Annotated in this window: 16 protein-coding genes and 1 tRNA gene; 3 read left to right on the top strand and 14 right to left on the bottom strand. The window is 39.8% G+C overall.

Annotation, left to right across the window (positions count from 1 at the left end; all coding sequences use genetic code 11):
• From AB6735_RS27505 to AB6735_RS27540, 8 genes are all read right to left on the bottom strand, one after another.
• Positions 1-2840: DUF6443 domain-containing protein (locus AB6735_RS27505; protein WP_370999400.1), on the bottom strand; the 2840-nt coding region annotated here is incomplete at its 3' end.
• A 32-nt stretch (positions 2841-2872) separates the two neighbouring features.
• Positions 2873-6238 carry a SpvB/TcaC N-terminal domain-containing protein gene (locus AB6735_RS27510; protein WP_090469541.1) on the bottom strand — a complete coding sequence of 1122 codons (3366 nt, stop codon included), beginning with the start codon at positions 6236-6238 and terminating at the stop codon, positions 2873-2875.
• Positions 6238-7251, bottom strand: coding sequence for a hypothetical protein (locus AB6735_RS27515; protein ID WP_370999401.1), 1014 nt, complete (start codon positions 7249-7251; stop codon positions 6238-6240). Before AB6735_RS27515 ends, AB6735_RS27510 begins: the two co-directional genes overlap by 1 nt.
• Positions 7252-7290: 39 nt before the next feature.
• Positions 7291-8199, bottom strand: coding sequence for a hypothetical protein (locus AB6735_RS27520; protein WP_370999402.1), 909 nt, complete (start codon positions 8197-8199; stop codon positions 7291-7293).
• 890 nt (positions 8200-9089) lie between these two features.
• Entirely contained in the window at positions 9090-10190 is a 1101-nt protein-coding gene (locus tag AB6735_RS27525) for a hypothetical protein (RefSeq protein WP_090469549.1), read from the bottom strand.
• 41 nt (positions 10191-10231) lie between these two features.
• Positions 10232-10624: a hypothetical protein gene (locus tag AB6735_RS27530; protein ID WP_090469552.1), complete on the bottom strand. Its 393-nt coding sequence runs from the start codon at positions 10622-10624 to the stop codon at positions 10232-10234.
• A 313-nt stretch (positions 10625-10937) separates the two neighbouring features.
• Positions 10938-11438, bottom strand: a complete 501-nt coding sequence (locus tag AB6735_RS27535; protein ID WP_370999403.1) for a hypothetical protein — start codon at positions 11436-11438, stop codon at positions 10938-10940.
• Between the two features lie 346 nt (positions 11439-11784).
• Positions 11785-12264: a hypothetical protein gene (locus tag AB6735_RS27540; RefSeq protein ID WP_090469560.1), complete on the bottom strand. Its 480-nt coding sequence runs from the start codon at positions 12262-12264 to the stop codon at positions 11785-11787.
• 988 nt (positions 12265-13252) lie between these two features.
• On the opposite strand from AB6735_RS27540, the gene AB6735_RS27545 reads away from it, so the two are divergent.
• Entirely contained in the window at positions 13253-13849 is a 597-nt protein-coding gene (locus tag AB6735_RS27545; RefSeq protein WP_370999404.1) for a helix-turn-helix domain-containing protein, read from the top strand.
• Between the two features lie 18 nt (positions 13850-13867).
• Here the strand turns inward: AB6735_RS27545 and AB6735_RS27550 are convergent, their stop codons facing one another.
• From AB6735_RS27550 to AB6735_RS27565, 4 genes are all read right to left on the bottom strand, one after another.
• Entirely contained in the window at positions 13868-15703 is a 1836-nt protein-coding gene (locus tag AB6735_RS27550; protein ID WP_090469565.1) for a DEAD/DEAH box helicase family protein, read from the bottom strand.
• A 71-nt stretch (positions 15704-15774) separates the two neighbouring features.
• Positions 15775-16326 (bottom strand): hypothetical protein, encoded by a 552-nt coding sequence (locus tag AB6735_RS27555; RefSeq protein WP_090469567.1) that lies wholly within the window; start codon positions 16324-16326, stop codon positions 15775-15777.
• A gap of 101 nt (positions 16327-16427) precedes the next feature.
• Complete coding sequence (locus AB6735_RS27560; protein ID WP_143013914.1) at positions 16428-17309, bottom strand: hypothetical protein; 882 nt, start codon at positions 17307-17309, stop codon at positions 16428-16430.
• Positions 17310-18539 carry a site-specific integrase gene (locus tag AB6735_RS27565; RefSeq protein ID WP_090469572.1) on the bottom strand — a complete coding sequence of 410 codons (1230 nt, stop codon included), beginning with the start codon at positions 18537-18539 and terminating at the stop codon, positions 17310-17312.
• A gap of 266 nt (positions 18540-18805) precedes the next feature.
• On the opposite strand from AB6735_RS27565, the gene AB6735_RS27570 reads away from it, so the two are divergent.
• A tRNA-Val gene (locus AB6735_RS27570) sits at positions 18806-18880 on the top strand.
• A 758-nt stretch (positions 18881-19638) separates the two neighbouring features.
• Entirely contained in the window at positions 19639-19980 is a 342-nt protein-coding gene (locus AB6735_RS27575; RefSeq protein ID WP_370999405.1) for a zinc ribbon domain-containing protein YjdM, read from the top strand.
• 273 nt (positions 19981-20253) lie between these two features.
• On the opposite strand, the gene AB6735_RS27580 is transcribed toward AB6735_RS27575, so the two are convergent.
• Together AB6735_RS27580 and AB6735_RS27585 are read right to left on the bottom strand one after the other, a co-directional pair.
• Positions 20254-20703 (bottom strand): cold-shock protein, encoded by a 450-nt coding sequence (locus tag AB6735_RS27580; protein ID WP_370999406.1) that lies wholly within the window; start codon positions 20701-20703, stop codon positions 20254-20256.
• 5 nt (positions 20704-20708) lie between these two features.
• Positions 20709-20900: a cold-shock protein gene (locus tag AB6735_RS27585; protein ID WP_370999407.1), complete on the bottom strand. Its 192-nt coding sequence runs from the start codon at positions 20898-20900 to the stop codon at positions 20709-20711.
• Positions 20901-21045 lie beyond the last annotated feature (145 nt).

A 21045-nucleotide genomic window follows, 5' to 3' on the forward strand; every position in this document is an offset into this window, starting at 1 on the left:
CGTCTTGATACCTCTGCCATCGGATCAATTGAAGTAAAACGCCCAATTACAGGGTCGTAGAAACGTGCACCGTAATCGTATTGGTTCAACTCATCCTGCAACTCTTTCTTATTGTAAAGATAATGATTTCTCAAACTCGGTATCGTTCCTCTGGCTACATTTAAGCCAAAGGGATAATAATCGTCTTCACTCTTCTTGCCATTCGTCTGGTCAAATGTTACCCGGTTATTCCCCAGGTGATCTGTCAGGGTATACTCATAGTTCGGTGAACTTGTTGGGTTCAATACCCGGCCCTCCTCCGTCTGCACAAAGTCTATTCCTGCTCCTGTGTACTGGATGCCACCAATGTATTCCGTTATCGTCGTACCCGAGATCTTCCGTAGCTTCTGACCGCTGGCATCATAGGTATAGGTTAAGCCTTTACCGGTGATCGTTTGCGGTAGGTTGAGCAGGTTATAGGTGATGGTGTTACCCTGGCCATCGCTGGTGGCATTGCCATTGGCATCATATCCATAACTCCGGGTAATTCCACCGCTGACCGAAGCTAACTGGTTGGTGCTCCCATAATTATAGGTCAGCGTTCCCGCGTTTGGCCCCAAACGTATCATGGTCTTGATATTGCCGTTGGCATCATAGGTTATACCGTTCTCACTAAATGCCTCTACCGAATTGCCCGCTGTTAAACGGTTCAGCTGATCGTAATTATAGGTCACATACTTTAGCCCTGCGGCACCCTTGTTATACAACTGTTCGGAGATATTGCCGTTATACTGCGAACTCACGTTGTGGGCCGGCACCGGCGTATTGTAATTCAGCGCCATGCTGAACAGCTTATCTGCCGCCGGGGCTACACTAGGGTCGTTTACCTGCGAAAGCCAGCCCCGCTCGTTATACGCATAGCTGATATTCTGCAAAAACGAAGACCCGTTGTTGGTGCTATGCAGGTGTTTGGTCTTTAACTGCCCGATCTCGTTATAATCGGTCTGGCTTAACAGCACCGTCGTCCCGCCGTTGATCTGTTCTTTGGTCTGAACCTTGCGCCCCATGTGGTCATAGTAATACAAGTTGGCGATGGTCAATACCGCGTTTGTTGTATTGGTGGCGTTATAATGCTGACGAGTGGTAGAAGTGACAGCATTGGTAAAATCATATCCCGTGGTGATCACATCATAGTTATTGGCGTTTGGCGTGCCGCCACCCAGATAGTGCTGCTTATAGGTTTGTATGTTACGGCCAAAACCGTCGTAATAGCTGACACCCCACAGCATATTGGTGCTCCCCAGTATATTTACCTTACTGGCAGTAAGCAAACCCTTGGTTTGGGTGCTGCCTCCGAATGGCATCGTGCCGAATTTGGCAGGGAACCCGGTGATATTGCTGAAACTATAGTCGTCATAATAGTTGATGCTTAAAGAACTGCTTAATGCCGGGTAACTAGTGATACTATAGCCTGTGTTGATATCGCTGGTGTTGCGTACATCCCACTGGGCGGCATTATAAATATTGGTTTGCAGCTGGGATTGCGATAAGGCTGCGGCATCGGTCCATAAACCGGTCATGATCACTCTTCCTAAAGCGTCATACTTGGTTACTGTCCATTGCTTGCTGGCACGCTGAACCGCATCCTGGCTGAGCACCGGCTGATCCAGTTTGTTATAGACCATATATTCCCAGTCCTTGCCGGGCAACCTTTTCCGGCTTAACCGGTTGCGTTCGTCATATTGATACTGATAACACAGGTTATCCAGCACAGGTTGATTAGCTGTACTCGTGATCCCGGCATCAGCACCACTTAGCGGGGGGAGTACAAAGGCCAGGTTACCCAAATCATCGTACACGTAATAGGTAGATAACATTTGCAGCGCGCCAGCGGTGTAATTAAACGTGCGTTTCAGCACCACATGGCCTTCTTTATCTTTATATTCTTCGGTTGTTCCTCCACGACCACTTTTCCAGTTTTCGTCCTTGCTCACGGTTACATACAGCTGACCAGCCGGGTAATAATTGCCTGAGGTATTGCCGATGGTCAGCGTTCGGCTCTGGTTGCTGTTGATCGTCGCGTTATAAAGTGTTACCCGCATGCTGACTGCCGTATCGGTCCCGCTAAAGGCGTTCAGGTTATTGATCGTATAAACCATTTTTACCGTATGTCCCGTGGTATTTCCTGCAACCGGCTGCCAGGCTGTTCCAGGCGCGCCTTGCTCTACCACCCGGTTCAAGGGCGAAGGTTCAAAATTGGTCTGGGCGAATGGCTGCGGGATCACCACGATACCGTTGCTTTGTTGTGTTCCGCTGGTACCATTGCCCGTTGGGTTATAAAAACTACTGATCCCTGTGATTAGCGCATCTGTTTTATAGCTGCCATCCGCGGTAGTGGCCGCATACGGCAGGTACTTCGTCGTTTCCCTGCCAAATTGGTCATAGGCAATGGGCTGTACCATGTCTTTATTCAAAGGGCTGCCTTTGACCTGTATTGTTTGCAAGGGTCTGCCCAATCCGTCAAAATAGCTTACTGTCTGCATCAGTTCACAGGTAGAGTAAGTGTTTACTGCCGGGTTGTAACCTGCATTGCGTGGTACAGAACTGAGTATGTAATTCTGGTTTTGGCTCAGCGCGGTGCCCAGCGGCTGGCAATCCGGGTTGGCGATATACAAGCTCAAACTGCTCCCTGCTGCTGCCGTAAAACTGAAGCCCGGGCTCAGTGCAATACTGCTGTAACTGAAATAAGAACCTGCCGCCGGTGTGCCCGTCATCGGGGCCGTTACCTGCGTTTGTGCTTTTAAGCTTAAAGCATAAAGCATAAAGCCGAAGGCTATGAGTAATCTATTTATATGCTTCATCGTGATAATGTCTTGTAGGTTGATCCTTCGGTTTACTGTCCCTGGTAATGATAGTCCATGTGTTTCACAATGTTCCCGTCTTTGTCCTTCAGGTTCATCAATCGCTGGAAATTGTCGTATTCGTAGGTTGTCGTTTCTCCTTTGGCGTCCGTTGAACTGGTCATGCCAATCAATGGTTCATAGGTATACGTGGTCAGCAAGGCATCTTTAGGATAGATTCGCACATCGTCGTAAGCCGTGCCTCCGGTCATCGTAAATGAAGGGCCGGCATAAACTTGTTCTCCACTATATTTCCACAGACCTCCACTCAGATACCAATAACTGATCATATAATTCCGGTTATTCGGCTTGGTCCAGCTCACCCCGGCACTGGTTGTATATTTTAGTCCGGTATGTGCTGTCCCGTTCGTTACCCCCGTAGCAGTACTTTCTTCAAACCCCTCGTAATAAAACTCGGTATTCAATGCGTTCTTACATTGAGCTACCGGATATTCCTGGTTATAACCCCATTTGTAGCCTACAGTTATGCCATCTTTTGGAGTTGCCAGAACTGGGTTCCCTGTGGGGTCGTACTGATAGGCTATCTGTTCCTCGTATTGATCATCATGGACATAACTCCCGTGTGATGAAGGATAAGGCAGCTGCCCTTTAGCACTTGCCGAAAACTTAAAGTTCGCCTGGCTTATCGGCGATGTTTCTTTCAGCTTATACGATTTTGTTAGCAGGCCCCTATCTCCGTATTCATTGATTGATCCTGAAACGACACGGGTACCCTGGCTATCGGTTAAATAAACGACCTGTTCAATCGGATTGTTGCCCCCATTGGTGAAATTGGTTAATGGAACATACTCATCGCCATAAATATTGGCTTTTGTGTAGGTTTTGCCGTCACTTTTGGTTGTAACATCCCTGGTTACAAGCAGGTTGGGTGGATTATCGTAATAAAAATCATGATTTACAACAACGGAGTCTGTATTGCTATAGGTTACATCCCGCTGTTTATCCATGTAGTATAATGTCGCGGCCTCCCGGGCGGCGCCGACAAAGTTCGTTATGGCGCTTTGAAAACCTTGTACATAGATCGGGATGGATGTCCAAAAATATTGACTAAATGTATAGGGGACAGAAGTTTTATAACTTCGTGTTGATCTTGTTAACAGCTTATTTTGACTATCATATATTTCTGTTCCCAGTAAATTACCTCTCAAAAAGTCCTGTGTCCCGGTTGTCCCTAAGTTATGGTTGACTACCGGCGTTTGAAACTCAGGATCAAAATCACTATAATCTCTATAAGTAGTATAATAGTTTACCGTTTTTGAATTATCGTTTCTAATTTCTTCTATTCTCTGGTAATTAATATAATTGCCCTGAGTTAGAGGGATAGTATTTACTGTTGAAGATCTTAATACGAATATGGCATCGCATTGATCTCCCAGGGGATTGCCATCTACAGTAAGATTGCTATCGAAATAATAATAATACTTAGGATCTGCCCCAATCACACCGGAGGACAACTCACTATTATTCATTTTATACCGGTAAGTGGTGATCATGTCATTAGCATGATTAATCCCGTCATAATTCGTAACTTTCTTCAGCCTGACACCTCCTCCGAAATCCATAAAGGCTTTGTAATAGTCCTTGCCGGAAATATTGATGGATATCCTGTAAAGACAACCCACCTTGCGTGAATCTACCTGGGCAACGACGTCCGCCAGGAAACTGTCAAAAACATCGTAGGTACCGGCAGGAAAAGTTTTTTTTATTGGGGGATATGATCTTGTTTCCTGTAAGCAATCTCTACCGTCATTGATCTCGATCGTACCCGTTGCAGTAATTTCCGCCTGGTGTGCTATTGTAAAGGTCCCATCGATGTCTGGTCCATCACCCGTCGTATAATATTTCCAGGTGTTTACGGCCGGGATACTAAAGTATACGGTTCGTTCATATCCAAAACTATAATCATGAGGTTCGTACTCAAAAGTTGTTTGCCCGCCCGTTGGGTATCTTATATTTTTTAGAATACCACATACTGCAACAGAGGTGTTTACCCCCCTGTCAGCGGTTCCAACTGGTTGATCGTACATACCAAAGGCCGGCGCCGTGATGATTGTTCTGGGTATGAGGGATCCATTACCCGCAGCGTTGTAATACCCCCAGTGATCGATACCCATGTAATTATAGGGAACATTTGGAAATGAATAATAATCAAAATTGTATTTGTTAAATATCCCTCCGCCTTTGGCATATTGTCTGAACTCCACCGGTACTGCACGTATGCGCCCAAGAGGATTATTATATTTTATAGCAAAAGATTTTAAGGGTACCGTCAGATTGTTTAAACTATAAACAGCAATGGAATCTAATTGCTTATCTTTTAAGGTATACGTACTACCGGTCGCCTGGATCTGATAGGGATCATCCCGGTCACTCGTGAAAAATTTCACTTTCGCGGATTTGGTTTCAATCTCACTTAAGTATATGACCTCGTGCCAGGTAGGGTTTTTTGAGAAATTATTCATTGGAACACTCGGACTCCCACCAAATGTGGCACAGCTGGCAAGTCCCATGCTCTCAGACGGAAATTCCTGATAGCGATAAGCATTTGGTGTGCCTTGATAATAATAGTTGATGTAATCTCCTCTTTTTGAGGTAGCATTTGTAAGATACCAGCTGGATACGGTTTTTATCTCATACGGCTGTGTCGCGACCGTAGTTGGTGTTCTTGACCATTCTTTATCTGAGAACGTATAGGTATCCCCTTCCGGCGTGCTGATCACCCAGGACTCAATACCGGCAATGATATTATGACTTTGATCATCTGCCCTGCTATAAGTGATTTTAATATCTTGATAGGGCATGATATGTATATCTCCGCCAAAGTCCATATAAAACTGCCCGGAATAATTCCCGACATGAAAGCTGTACATGTCCGGCTGAAAATCAAATTGATTATGATTAATTTTATCGTAGGTTTGAAAAGTGATCGTCCGTCCGCTTTTAATTGTATTGTCAAAGTCGGCAGCATCGGCCAGATTACTAAGATAACCATACAGATAAGTGTCATCGGGAAGCCCCCTTACGGTCCGGGTGATTACGCCGCCGCCGCTTAAGGTCCAACCAGCGCCCACCCAACCGGGAACTTCGGCTGGCTTGAATCCGTTGGAATTATACCTGAGTTGAATATTTTCATCCAATGTCCCGGTTTGTAAATTAAAGATGGGGACGGAGGCATTGATCGCTCCCGTGGACGAGTTCCCGTAATTATTGATATATTTCCCTAACGAGGCGGCCGTCGGAGATGGTGGGATAAATGTGTTGTTTTGCGTCGATTGTTGTGATAATCCGTTTAGTGAGGCAGCTAAAAACGGCAGCAGGAGCATTAATTTCTTTACCATTATTTGTTTTTTAGCTGTATTTTTAAATCATTAATATCTTTTTGCTGATCTTCTATTCGTTTATTTTGCTCGATCATATATAAGGTTAATTCCTCCACTTTCTTCATCAGTAACTTATTCATCTCGCCCAGGTTTAATCCTTCTTTAGCTATCTGTTGCTCCGATGGAATTTCAGGTAAATGCTGGTTTTGATCTATATAATCTTTTACCTCACTTAATGGCCGTAACTGATAGTCTTTTTTGAAAACATAATCCGACCAACCCAGCATGTCGATGAGCACTGATTGAGAATGAATCCTGCCGTTGACATCCAGTTTATTTTGAGGAGTTGTTACGCCAATACCCACATTCCCATTGGCATTAATCGTCATTTTATTTAAGCCGTTGGTCCTAATGATTAAACTATTAGCTGGAATACCCCCAAATAGATCACCGATATAGATATTATTATCCGAGGCTAAGCCCAACAATGATACAGTGCTTCCAGCGGTGTTTTTAGCTGAATACCATGCCGCATTGTCCATTAACAAGTTTCCTCCCGCGACACTCAGCTTTTCGGAAGGGCTTACCGTACCTATACCCATCTTCCCTTGTTTAATTGTTAAATAAGTGCTTGCCGCTGTTCCCCAGGATTGTACATCCGATGTTGGGTCACGTTCCCACCAGGTCCTGGTGTCGGTTTGAGGGCTAACATAAGAGCCGTCTATCGATATCCCATCATGCAGTCTGCTGGTTGTAAAATCACTGCCAGCTGCGTTTCGGACCAGCCATATATTGTTTTGAACACTATTAGCTGCCGAGCCCCCTACAGAGCTCAATAAAAGATTATTTTTGGCTACGCTACCCAATGCTGTAGATTGATAAACGGCGAACTTTGCAGTACCGCTGTTGATTCCTATACCAACGTTTCCTGTATTACTGTTATAAATATTGTTGCCCGCGGTTGTCCATTGAGCATAGGAAAATTGTGCAATGCCCAGCATTGCGAGAATGGTTAAACTTACTTTTTTCATGGTTTAATCAATAAGGGTTTGGTTTAATTGTATTAGGATTTAGGGTTTTATGAGCTTTTTCATTTGAGCTTTCAAATCATCGATCTCCACCTGTTGTGTTTGGGCCTGTTTGTCTTTTTCGATCAGATAAAGAGTTAATTCCTCCACTTTCTTCATCAGTAACTTATTCATTTCACTCACATCAAGACCTTTCTTTACCATTTCCTGTTCGGATGGGACCTCCGGTAAATGTTGATTTTGATCGATGTAGTTTTTAACCTCGCTTAATGGACGTAATTGATAATCATTCTTTAATACATAGTCAGACCAACCGTTCAGATCGATCAATACGGATTTAGAATGAATAGTACCATTTACGGACAGTTTCTGATCTGGGGTTTTAGTGCCAATGCCAACATTATCATTGACCAGATTTAGTGTCTCGAAATAATTCGTATTATTACTTCTAACACCAAATGATAAAACGGTATGGCCTGAAGGAACCGTTATTCCCATTACTCCATAATATCTTGTTGCTTCTGCGCCTGATACAATTAATTGACTAGCGTCGGTATAGCTATTATTATTAACCTCAAGCGCACTTTGTGGATTATTTGTCCCTATACCTGTACTACCATTTGAATTGATGGTTAATCGATCTGCGCCATTTGTTCGAAAAATCACTCTGCCTGTAGGAGTGCCTGCGAACAAATCCCCTAAATAGATATTGTTGTCCGCAGCAATACCAAGTAATGGTGTTGCTGCACCAGAAGTATTTCTAGCGGCAAACCAGCTCGCATTATCTATGAGTATGTTTCCACCAGAAACATGAAGTTTGCTTAAAGGCGCAGTCGTGCCAATACCAATGGAATTAGTAGTTGAAGTAACAGTGCCACTGGTTGTCCATTGGGCATGTACTAATGATGAAAAGCTTAAAAATAGATTAAGTGAAAAGATGAGTTTCTTCATGATATAAGGGCAAAAAGTTTGCTTAAAATATATGGACAAGATCAATCCGTAGTAGATTGGTGCTAAGTTGTTTTGAAATGAATAAATGCTATTTGATTGATGCCTTTTTGAAGGCTAAGGGCTGGGGTATTCTTACTGTGATAATGCGATCATATTGCAGGGTTAAGGTGTACCAAATATAATTATTTATCATTTCAAACAAATAGACTTCAATAATATTTAACAACTTATTTAAAACAATTGTTGATACTCTCTGCGAGCCGCCTGCGAATAGAGGAGAGGATCTTTGTAGAGATAGCACAAAGTGCGGCTACAAAGAATGCTTCACACAAAAAACTGGCGTTGCGTTTGACCTTTTATTGCCTGTGCGTCTGCCTTTCAAACGCCATGACAGTTGGGAAGTCCTCGACGAGTAGCAGGTGAGCAAAAATTATGGAAAGCGCCTGACTTAGCAATGAATAGCATAGCGAATGATTGATAAGGCCAGAGAAAGCTTTCATGGAGCAACGACTTTGCTTAAGTCATATCTGGTGACAGATCGCAATGGGTTGGGTTTTATCTGCACATTTTCTTGTCAGGGTGTATAATAGATAAGATATTGAATAAAAAATGTGCAATAATGGAATAGTCTTGCGGTGAAGTTTAATGTGTTCGCAGAACTTGTTAAACGTAGCGAAATCTGGCGACTGATTTGATAAGCTTAAGAGTTGCGTAATTCCGATCTTCCTGGTGTGTGAGTGGCCTCTGCGCCCAGCCATAAGCATAACTTGGCTTTCTCCTTGTAAGCAACCAAAAGTGAGGGAGCCAAGTGTAGGCTTATGTCATTAAAAGAGCCTACCCGAAAGTAAGCTCTCTTATTATTTAGATTCTGTACCTTTTAATAAGTCAACTCAATTGATAGTAACCTTTTGAATAACAAAGCCATTAGGGTGAGTTGCATAATAAATATTTCCTGACTGATCTGCTGTGGCAGCCCATATAACAGGATTGCTAGTAATAATGCCTCCATTTGTCACTGTACCATCTGACTTCACTTTATAAAAGCCTGAACCCTTAAGCTCTTTTGAAGGGCTATATAAATCTCCATAACTGTAAATGGTCCCATTCTGGTTGCCTGATAGCGTAGCCGGAAGTGCAGCAATAGGCTTTTGAAATGTATAAAGTGTACTTGTTGACTGTGAGTTCGAAATCTTAACAATACCTGTCGTGGTAATTGCATAAACTTCACCATTACCCTGGGCATATAGTGAGCCGGGAAAGCCACCATCTACACTTGCCATTAAAGTTCCTGAGCCTGAACTAATCTTATATACGTTCATCTTGCCTGGCGTAGAATTTCCTGTAATGAACGCTCCGTAAACATTTCCTGACGCATCTACTGTTATGTTGTTTAATACAGTAGCTGGTTCAGCCCAGACATTTGTGGCATCGCCCGATGTAGTAGAAGAGATTAATACTTTGACAAAGCCACCCGTCGATATGTCAAATTTATAAACACCTATTTCCTGATAATACCATCCACCATTAGATGGAGTAGTTGAATAATCGGTTAAGTTGGCCAAGACATATAAGGCACCATTTGGATCAGAGGCGATGTCCAGTATACGATATATCTTTGACTTGTGGACTGGTTTGTTGTTTACGAATTCTTCATATCCAGAGTTGAATAGCGTAGAGGTTGTTCCATTTGGTGTTACTTTCCTTATTTTAAAATAAAGATGGTTGTCTGTTGTAGATACAGGTTCAAGAACATAAACGTTACCGGCTTTGTCAGATGTGAGCTTTGAAATCGTATAGAACTGTGCATTTGTACCCACTCCATCAGTCGATTCTTGTTTACCACCTCCGGCAAAGCTTTGAACAGCCAAGGTTGGTATAGTTTCAATAGGCGGCTTTGGTGTTACTGGCTCCGTGTTGTTATCTGTTTTCTTGCTGCATGATGTAAATAGTAAAGCTGTGGCAGTCAATGCCATCAATAGAGTTGTTTTCATTGTTGATCTTGTGATTGGTTTGTGAGTTAAGGTTATGAATTTTAAAAGCGTTTGGCTGTGAGTTTCCAATAGGCTGTCCTGTATGCACCCTTATTTTCTTGAACATTCCAGGTGAACTCCGCTGACGTAAGTACTGCAAGCGAGGTATGCAGCTTCAGCGTGTAAGTATAGGTTTCTGTTCCGCTCTCGTTTTTAGATATGTTTGTATAGGTATTATCGGACGATTTCTTTAAGAACATTGGCTTATCTGTACCAATCGTCATTGATGCGCTGTTATCAAATACCTCAATGGTCATTATCTTTCCCAAAGTATATGGAGCTCGCTCATCGTAAAGCCTTTGGATAGATGCATCCAGCGCTGTGATCTTTAGTTTTTGGGCATGTAGTGATAAAGTAGACAGGGAAAGGAGCAATATGATCCTAATTGTTTTCATTGTGATTAATTAAGGCACCGAATAGTCCTCAAATCGGCAGGTTATAAAACACGAAAGCGCAGGACTTAACTTAGTCTGCGCATCAGGGGCACCTAGGAGAGCCCTACAGCAACAAACAAGTCTTCGCCCTACGCTTTCGCGTTGGACGTTGAACTCATTTGTTTTTGCTGTAATACGAAATTTCCTAGGTTTCCTGATACAAAACAAACAAAGCTTAACGCTTATATTTTAATAAGATGATATGTCTATGTAATGGTATGTTGGCGGTTCCCTCCTTGTTTTAATACAAAGTTAGTGATAAGTCAATAATACTTTAGGCAACTGCCTGCATTTGTTTTCTTCTAACGGTTGCAGATTTGTATTTGATCTGTTTGAATGTATGGTGCTTATTGCGCTCTTCAATGTATTCGTACATTTCTGAACAGGTTTTTATGCACCAATCGGTCCTGACCGCTTCTTCTATGTTTATTTCAGTGATATCTTTGGATGTCATTTTGTAAATACTTCTGACAAAGGCTGAGGTAACTTTACTGTATTGGTTTACAGCTAAGACCTGTTCAAATCCATAGTGAATGGCCAGTATTTCATTTGGGTGGCACTCCAACCTTAAATAGATCAATGGATTAATAAACTCATGGATGATGGTGCCAACTTTAGTTGTGGTTTTGTCCTCACGTTCCAGGCTGTAGCGTAATTCCTCTCTTTCCAATGTGGATAGCAGTTGTTTGGCATTCCTGTAGATAGCGTAATATACCTCTTTGACTGTCTTATTATAAGTTGACTGAATCGGGTTAATTGGTTGTTGCTGTTTCATTTGGTTTAAGTGTTTACAATAGCTGTTAATAAGAAATGCCTGGTCGATCAGACCAAGCATTTTGAATGTGTGTTGGGAAGTTTTACCTTTTAAAGCAAGTAGCTGGATGTGCGCTTTTGAAATGGCTTAGCTTTCGTTCTTTACCTCGTAAAGACGCTTCAAGGGTACGAAATAGGCTGAATCTAAATGCTCCTGCTCTTCAAATGCTTGATATAGCAGACATTCCGATCTGAACCATTCATAATTCATTAGGTCCTGAACGAAAGGCCATTTGATCAGAACATAAAGTTCATCAACAGATATAGCACAGTTGAATTGATATTGGTTATTAGGCATGTGATTGGAATTAAAGTGTTTTAATGTATTGTTTGTCCTGGTGGTTTTGAACGCCTTGAAAGAAGGCTGGTAAGTTTGGTTGTTTAGGCTTGTGTAGGCATTTGCCTGTGTTGATTGGGATGCACAATAATTTCCTTACTTCTGCCTCAAATCGGAAGTCATCAAAGTCGTAATGTATCTGCATGATGCCCAGCAAGTCACATTCCAGATAAAAAGAGAGTTTATCACAAATGAAACTGTGTAATGCAAAAGGATCGTTACCATCATCTTTATAGTCCCTTTCAAAGTATATCGTTCCTCGTTCGAGGTATTGCTCTTTGATCAATTGGAGAATACGATAGTATTTGTTCATGATGGTGTCGTTAACACCTTTCAAATCATTAGGATGAGAGCCTGTGCTTACTTTCTTCCATTGCTTGCCGAGTTTAATAGATCGTTGTGGTGCAATAGTAGGTTTTGTGTTTTCGGGTCGTTTGTTGAGTTCTGTCATGTGTTTTCATGTCGTTTAAGGGTTAGTAATTGAATTGTTTTGAGTGTTGAGGCGATTGAGAAAGTGAGTTCTGGGCAGCATTCTTTGTTAATTTCTAACAGTTGCCTGCGTTTGGTTATGCTGACCGGATTTTATGGATCGTGGCACACTGCTCTTGCTTTTAACACTCAAAACAAATCGTCTTTCATCAGGAACATGGTAAGGGGATGAATGCAGACCGGGGGATCTGCTTAAAGCTTATTCAAAAAAATTATTGAGAAGTAATTACTTATAGGGGGGCGGGTGTTATTGGAAAGGCCAGAGGGGGCGTTTAAAGAAATGGGGACTGTTTTACTGATTTTGACCTGTTCGTATTAAAAGGTAAGCCTGACAAATGACTTTCCGATAGATTTGATAAGTCTACTTTACTTGAGTGCCTTTTAAATGAAGATGGTTGAGTGTATTTTACTAAGCAGTATTGCCTTAAATGCAAAAAGACAGGTCTATGCCTGTCTTTTTGTTCTTCCAAATATATAATGATTTAGTACGTGACCGCGCACTAACAGATTGATACAAAGATACTTAAAATTTACCGCATCTTAAATACAAACCATTGATTATCTGTTATTTATACTGAATATTCCCAAAAGATACGCTAACTATACTATATGTGTATTTCTTAGTATAGTTAGCATTTACTTAAGGAATAAAAGTACTGCTATCTTGGCCGCACAAAATATTACTAGTCCGTATAATATTAATAACATTGATAATAAAATGTGCAGGATAAGATCTTTCTCAAAAGATCGCTAACTATACATTATATAGTTTTAAGTAGTTAGAGTATTCATTAGGAAATATCATGTATTTTTCGTATATTTAACTATGTAACAACAAGTTACACGACCATCACTCCCGACTTCCAGATACACTCCTATCCCTAAGATTTCTTCTTATTTACTTTTAATGATTCATGACCGTGATTCAACCTAACAGGCGATTTATCGCTATGCCAGATTTTTTAAACTTAAACCAACAAAACATTAAGTACTTAGATGCCTTAACCTATGTTACCATCAGATCATTTCATAACTCAACTACTGGACTATGCTATCCTGCTTATGAAACGATTGCAGATAAAGCTGGAATGAGCAGAAGCTTTATAATCAATTCTGTAAAAAGATTAGAAAAAGGTGGCTTCTTGAATATTACTCATTCAAAGAAGAAACACACTTGCAATCAATATCATTTTGATAAAGAACCTCGCTTTGAAAGAATACCATACGAACTCTTGGATGCCGATTTATCGGCTAATCAAAAAGCTATGTTAATATGCTTAAGACAGTTTTTTAACGAAGGTCCTTTAAGTTCAACCAAAACCATTACAGACTTTGCAAAACTGCTTGGCATAAGTTACAAAACGGTATACAGTCAGTTCATAGAGCTTATAGCCAAAGGGTTTATTAATGAAAAATATAAGATAATGAAAGGTCAAACCAAGAGCTTAATTTGGCTTAAATTAAGTGATAAAATTGACTGGCATTATGACTATTCTAAATCTAAGCCGAAGCAAGCTATCGTTTATCCTAAATTGAGGGTTGCATAGTATGGTCTATAAATACAATTAAGCTGCAAGTTCGTTGCAGCTGTTGTATTTCCGTTCCATTAATATATAGGCCCTTGCCGATTTCGAATCAATATGGTTAAAATAAGGCTTGATATGAAAGTATAAAGTTATATCTGTTGATTTAGCTTTACTAGATAGACCAAGTATGTCATGCAGCTCTTGAAGTTTCTTTTTTATATCTTTTACTAAATAGGATTTATTGAGTTGGAAGGTTTTATTGATTAAATCTATTAACGGATAACTGTTTTTCTTTTCTTTTATATCCAATTCCAGAAGTTCATTTTGCATTTTAACTCTGTTGTAGTTAAGACTGATGATTTTTTCTATCCCCAATCGCTCATACGCATTGAAAGTTATAGGGAATACATTTAAAATTCGTAAACGCTCTTTATAATAAGTATCTGTACCCTTTATTGCTTCAAGGTCTTGTAAGGTGGCCACGCTGTTTTTATTACTCGCTTTCAAATATTTAACTTTGTGATGTGATAGTTTAATGCATACATCTTTATTAAAAGTTACACTTTCTTCTTTAAGTTTAAATAGCGTTGTACCAACATAAGCCGACATTAACTGGGACGTACTACTATAATACTGGCTTACCCTATTTTCATCTAAATAATTATCTTGTAAGAAGTAGGAATAGTTACCATTTTCATCCAATAAATTAAAGTATGGTTTACATGTTTTTAATGCCTGGTCAAGAAAGTAAATATTATCTTGTTCAATAAATGAGGTTTTAAGACCGCTTAGGGTTTCATATGCTTTTTTGCTTTTTACAATTTCGTCCTTTGATTCATCTGGGTTTAATGGTGTTATATATCTACTCACGTTATTTATATGCACCAAAGGGAGGTCTTGTATCTCTCGAAACCTTCCACTGATCTGCAAAACATCGGTGAAGGGATCAACTATACAATGATTTCCAAAACTACAATCGCTAATGATAATTACGTTAGGGACTACATCTGCAATGTTTATATCTAAACCATTATAAAAGCTACTGGTAAGGAAGTTATATTTTGTATAACCGTCATATAAACTATGGGCATATTTTACGCCTTTGTCTTTTAAATGATTCTTATATTCCTCTGAACAGAATATTTTGACATCTCTTTTTATTTTGAGCTGCTTGATTAAGCTAAGGATCCCACTAACACTGTTGAAAAATATAAAATAACATTCCGATGGATTCTCGTTTATATGTTGTTTTAAAGAGCTTATTACACTGTTTGAGTTAATTAGCTTTATACCCTTTTTATAATCAAAGTCCGGAGTAACTTTGTAGTGCTTAAACTTTTGCTCGACCAACCTGGAGTCACTTGGAGGGATTGGTGTTGCTGAAATCATGGCCTTTCGATCAAATTGAAAGAAGTTTTCCATCATTTCAAGCATATCACCTCTGTATCCCGCATCCTGTATTAACTTGTGACATTCATCAATCAAAACAAAGAAAGAGCTTTTGTAGTTCAGGCCGGTTAGTTGTGTGGCTTTTATGATTTTTTTTAACCCGGCCGGAGTCGTTAATAACTTACGATATTCAGCAGAACCAGAAGCTAAATAATTATAAACTTGCTCGACGGTAACTTCACCGTGAACAGCAAAGGTTGAATCTTTATATTTAGGGTCGTTATGTTTGCTTTTTACTATTGACAGGTGTGGCAGAATGATTATACTATCTCTTTTAGAAACAATCTCGCTATGAGTAGCACCGAGCCCACAGACCGTTTTATAAATAATGGTGTTGGACGGTATAGGGTTTACTTCTGGTATTTCTGTAAATCTGGTAATCTCAATAGGAAAGACAATCTCCTTATCGAATGTAATATTGTGCATTGGTTGAGTTTTGAAGGTGAGTGATTAAGAAAAAGAGCGGGTGCTATACACCCGCTTTGTCGATTTCTGGATTATTCCGGCATGTCGTCGTCTGAATAGTCATCTTCAAATCCATTGGCTTCATCATCAATAGCTTGATCGACATCATATGGCGCGTTCTTTTCAAAATTGCTCCATACGTCCGATAACGTATTTGAGCCGTTAAACATCGCATACATAGCGGCATTTGATTTGGTGATCTGCTCTATCGATTTTTGCAAAATCCCCCAACGAACTGATATAACATTGCGTTGTGCAACATCTAAAACTAATGCGATCTCATCAATATAGATGTATTTGTCGACTAAATCCTCAATAGCTGTTTTTATGTGATTACTTTTTGATTCTTTATGGAACAAACTCCTTAAAGCAATATCATGGAAAACCCCATCCAGAAATAAATCCTCATTTAATCTCTTCCACTGGATTTTGGCCATCGCTATTTGCACCTCCCCAAACTGTTGATAGTATAAACTCCGTATAACAAGAAAACCTTTACGAGGGCTTAATTTTCCGGTATTGGGGTGAATGGCATTTGCAAACTCTTGATTCCTTGTTGATTTTAACTGTTCGAATATGTTCATTTTTTTTGTATTAACCGCCGGCTACATTGCCTTTGGTGATACAAAAGTGTCAAGGAATCGAAAGGTGAAAGGAAATAAGAAAACGCTGTTTTTAAAAGATTTTATTTCCCTGTAAAATAGGAATTTAACTGTTTAAACCTATTCATTAGAAACGTTCTCGTCCAATCCTTAGGTTCTGATTCAATCTTCAAATGATCAACGTATTGAAACCCCTCAAGTATATCAAAATAGAAATTCAACAGCTTATCCGAAAACCAAGTATTGGGCTCTGGTTTAATATCGGTTTCTGATACCAGGTATTTATAAATAAATAAGCAGAGATCGGCCTGTTGTTCTTTAATCACTTTGGCAGGTGTAATTAAGCGAACAGTTGCCGCTGTGCTTAACTTCTCCAAATTTAACTCCTTGTTATTCTCTCTTTCAGTATACATATCATCCGCCGCTAATCCCAATAGAGAGATAGGGTAGTTACCTTTTTCTATGTTTTCAGTTATAAGCTGACTTATCCAGGCTACCAGATCGGGGTCATTTACTTTGGCTGTATCAGTATTTGTTGCTAAGACTAGTTTGTTGTATTTATTCTTTGGTGTTTGTTTTGCAAGTAGCAGAAACATTGCCAGGTCCTTTGCTCTCTTCCGATTGTTGTAATCAAGCTCTAAATCATAAATTCTTTCTTCTATAAGCTTGTACTTTAAAAGGAGCAACAATAGCAAATCATCACCAAATTCAACAAGATCATACTTTAACAATATCTCCTGAAAGCTGTTGAATACGGCTTTATCTCGTTCTTCATCCCACCAATCAATTACTATTGGGTACCCAGTGGGATTCTCTACTTGCATTTGTTCTGGTGTCACTGGCCATTGGAAATGTTTGTGGATTCTCTGGTAATTTGGATGGAAGTTGAATTGTAGCATGTATTTATTAAAAGGTACTAAGGTAAAAAAAGCAAGGTAGTTGCCCACCCTGCTTAATATTTTCATCTACTCTATTAGCTGAATAACCTTTTCATTTACCTCATCGATCAGGCTTTGATCGTAACTATCTAAGTAGGTATTAGTTATTTTATTGCCATATTCATGACCTAGGCATTCGGCGATTACCTCATTGGAATATCCAAGCTTTTTCTTGGCTAAGGTTGCAAAAGTATGCCTTGTTACGTAACTAGTAACATCCTCTTCAATACCACAATTACCTCCAATGCGGGTAAGGTATTTATTTGATGTTTTGATCCATTGAAATATTACCTTTTTTGCTTCCAGGCTATCCTCAATAATTGTAGCCGGTAATATTGGTAGAAGATATTTTGCATCTGGGTCGATATAGTGATTAAGAAGCCCCAAGGTATATGGCAGCAGTTTCACTTTAAGCTCTTTTCCTGTTTTCCTTCTTTTATAAACCACATATCCTTTCTTGATATTTTCTGACTTTAGGTAGGCTATATCAGTGAAGGAAGCTCCCCGAAGCGCAAAGCTTAAAAGAAAGTAGCTTCTAGCTTTCCATTCTTGAGATTTATGTTTAAGGTCAAGTTTAGTTATTTTAATTAATTCCTCTAAACTTATTGCACGCTTAGCAGTCCGTTCTGTTTTAACTGTAATATCTAAAAATGGATAGTGTGCCCTATCAACAATTTTTTCTTTAATTGCCTTGTTGTATATCGCCCGTAGAGTACGAAAATAATTACTAATTGAGTTGGCTTTTAAACCGGACTTTATGAGATCATTTTTAAATCCTTCAAGGAATTTGTATGTTATATCAGTAAATCTAAGCTTCGGGTTATTAGCATAAGTCATTAATTTGTTAGTTGCCGTTTGATAAATAATAGCATTACCGGCTTTATTAATAGAAAGCATCGCTTCTATAAGTTGCTGAGAGTATTCTTTAAAAGGTAAGGATTTTACGCTTTTAACGGGTTTGTAGTTATCGTTAATTCTTTCCTTTAAGTTATCGAAATTAAAGATCTCTTCATTTTCAAGTTCGAGTACTGCCTTTTGAATTTTCAAGTAAAACTCAGTAACCTTCTTATTTAATAATTGCATATTGGGGTGTGTGCTTTTTATACTCTGGTTTTTGTTATCCCAATATTCCTTTTGAATATGGACCCCAGAATTGATAGTGCTTACCTTTCTATCACAAGTAATTCTAATAATAATTGAATAAGTCCCATCTGACTTTGCCCGTCTTTCATCTAATAATACCTTGTAAGTAACCATGTTTTTTGTATTATGGTTACCCTGTTTGTGCAAACTATGTGCAAACAACCCTGTGATTTAACTTAAAATCTACTAAAACGGCTCAATGCCCCAATATGGAAATCTTACCCGAAGACCCACGCCCCGGCCGAAATAATATAGCGATGTGAAGCTTTAAAAAAGTCGTTTTGTTATTTTTATTGTTAATAATCAACAGGTTAATACAAATTGAAAATTTTTTTTTGAAGAATAGATCAGAACTTCTATATTTGCAGACCCAAAAGCAAGGGAGTTTAGCTCAGCTGGTTCAGAGCATCTGCCTTACAAGCAGAGGGTCACTGGTTCGAACCCAGTAACTCCCACGAAAGCCTCACAGAAATGTGGGGCTTTTTTTGTTATCTTGAGATATGTATTTCGTTTATATTCTTTACTTTTTAACAAAGGATAAGTTTATGTTGGCTCTTGCCAAACGCAGATGAGCGTGCGAGATGATAGAAAAACTTATTGCTGGAGTTTAGCTCGTTGATTCAGAGCATCCCGATTTTACATCGGATGGTCACTGGTTCAAACCCAGTAATTCCCACAAAGCCTCACAGAAATGTGAGGCTTTTTTTATGCATTCTGCTTGCATAGAAGTCCGAAGTCCGAGATATTCGGACAGCGCTGAACTATTTGGATAACGGGCAGATATTATTTTATATATTTTGAAATATAATATTAGTTTAATTAAATTTAAACTAATAATTAACAAATCATAAGACGAACTAAAGAGATGGAAAAATTAATTAAAAAAGCTTCTGCCTTTCAGCAGGGAGAACGGCTTACAAGAGAGGAAATGAAAAATGTTACCGGTGGTACTTCTATTCCTATATGTTTCAGATGCTGTCCGGACGATCCGTGTTCACCTATACGCCATGTATGCCCACTTGTACTATGCGGAGAAATATAGGAAATAAAGTACAACATCTCCCCCTAACCCCCACTTTAAGCCGGATAGAAATATCGGGCTTTTTTTTGCCTTTGTGCCTCCATAGCATAATAGTCCGAAGTCAGAGACATTCGGACAGCACTGAACTCTGCGGATAATGGGTAATAATTTTACCTTTGCCAAAACTTAGATATGAAAGAGCTAACTCCTTGCCCATTGTGCAAATCCACCTTTACGTATGAAATGAACGGTCTGCTGGTGTGTCCTGAATGTGGTCACGAATGGGAGCCGGAAGAAGATAACGCTACCGGCAACGATCAATTTATTGTAAAAGATTCAAACGGCAATATTTTACAAAATGGCGATGCGGTAGTAATTATAAAAAATCTCCCGGTAAAAGGTTCGTCTCAAAGCATAAAGGCTGGAACAAAAGTTAAAAATATTCGCCTGGTAGATAGCGACCATAACATTGACTGCAAGATCGATGGGTTCGGTGCAATGGCCCTTAAATCTGAGTTTGTAAAGAAAGCATAAGCACCGATTGATTTGTCTTTCGGGAATACGAAGAACCCGAGAGAATCGTTTGCCCAAACCTGTCCGCCCCAATTTATAAGTCTAAATTTGCTATCAGGCGTAAGTCAAATAGGAAATAATTCGATATAGGTGTAACAGCCACCATGAAAGCCTGATAGAAATATTGGGCTTTTTTTAAGCCTTTCTGCTTCCTTAGCATAATAGTCCGAAGTCGGAGACATTCGGACAGCGGGGGATAATATTTATTTATCAACTCCCGGTAAGCAAGCGTATTTATTTTGTTTTTACGTTGATTGCGGAGAGTCCCTTTTGCCCCTGCTCGGTTTCAAATGTAACCAGGTTATTTTCCTTTAATGGTCCCGTGAGGGCGTTAATATGCACGAAAACACTTTCCTCAGTTTGCAGGTCGCGGATAAAGCCATAGCCCTTTGCTTCATTAAAAAAACTAACTACGCCGTTCCGTACAGTGTCATGTGGCAGGTCTTGCCGTTTAGCAATACCGATTTGAATATCTTCCGAATTAACCTTGATTTTCCGTGAAGGGTCGGGCGGCGTAGATGTGATATTTCCATGCTCATCAATATAGGCCATCATATCTTCCAGGCTCTTACCCGTACCGGCATTTGCCTTCCTCTCTTCGGCCCTTTCTTTTTTGTCTTTAGCCTTCTTAAGGCGGGCCTTCTCTTTTTCCTTTTTACCGAATGTTTCTGTCGATCTTCCCAATATGCTTAAACTAATTTAACGTTAACTGCACCGGGCCCTTTTTTGCCTTCTTCCACATCGAAAGTAACCTCGTCACCTTCGCGGATCTCGCCATTTAAACCGCTAACGTGCACAAACAAGTCTTTGCCACCATTACTGGGCGTAATAAAGCCGAAGCCTTTTGATTCATTAAAAAATTTCACTGTTCCTGTTGCCATAATATTGTTTTGAATAAAGTTGCAAGGTACGATTTATTATCCATGAAGCTATACATTGCACATATTGGGCAGGGCTGACGCATTAGGAATTTGATTTAGCGATTAATGAAAGTAGAAATTTGTGGTTCCAACCGGCCATTTTCCT

The organism is Mucilaginibacter sp. RCC_168 (genome assembly GCF_041355315.1).
GTDB lineage: Bacteria > Bacteroidota > Bacteroidia > Sphingobacteriales > Sphingobacteriaceae > Mucilaginibacter.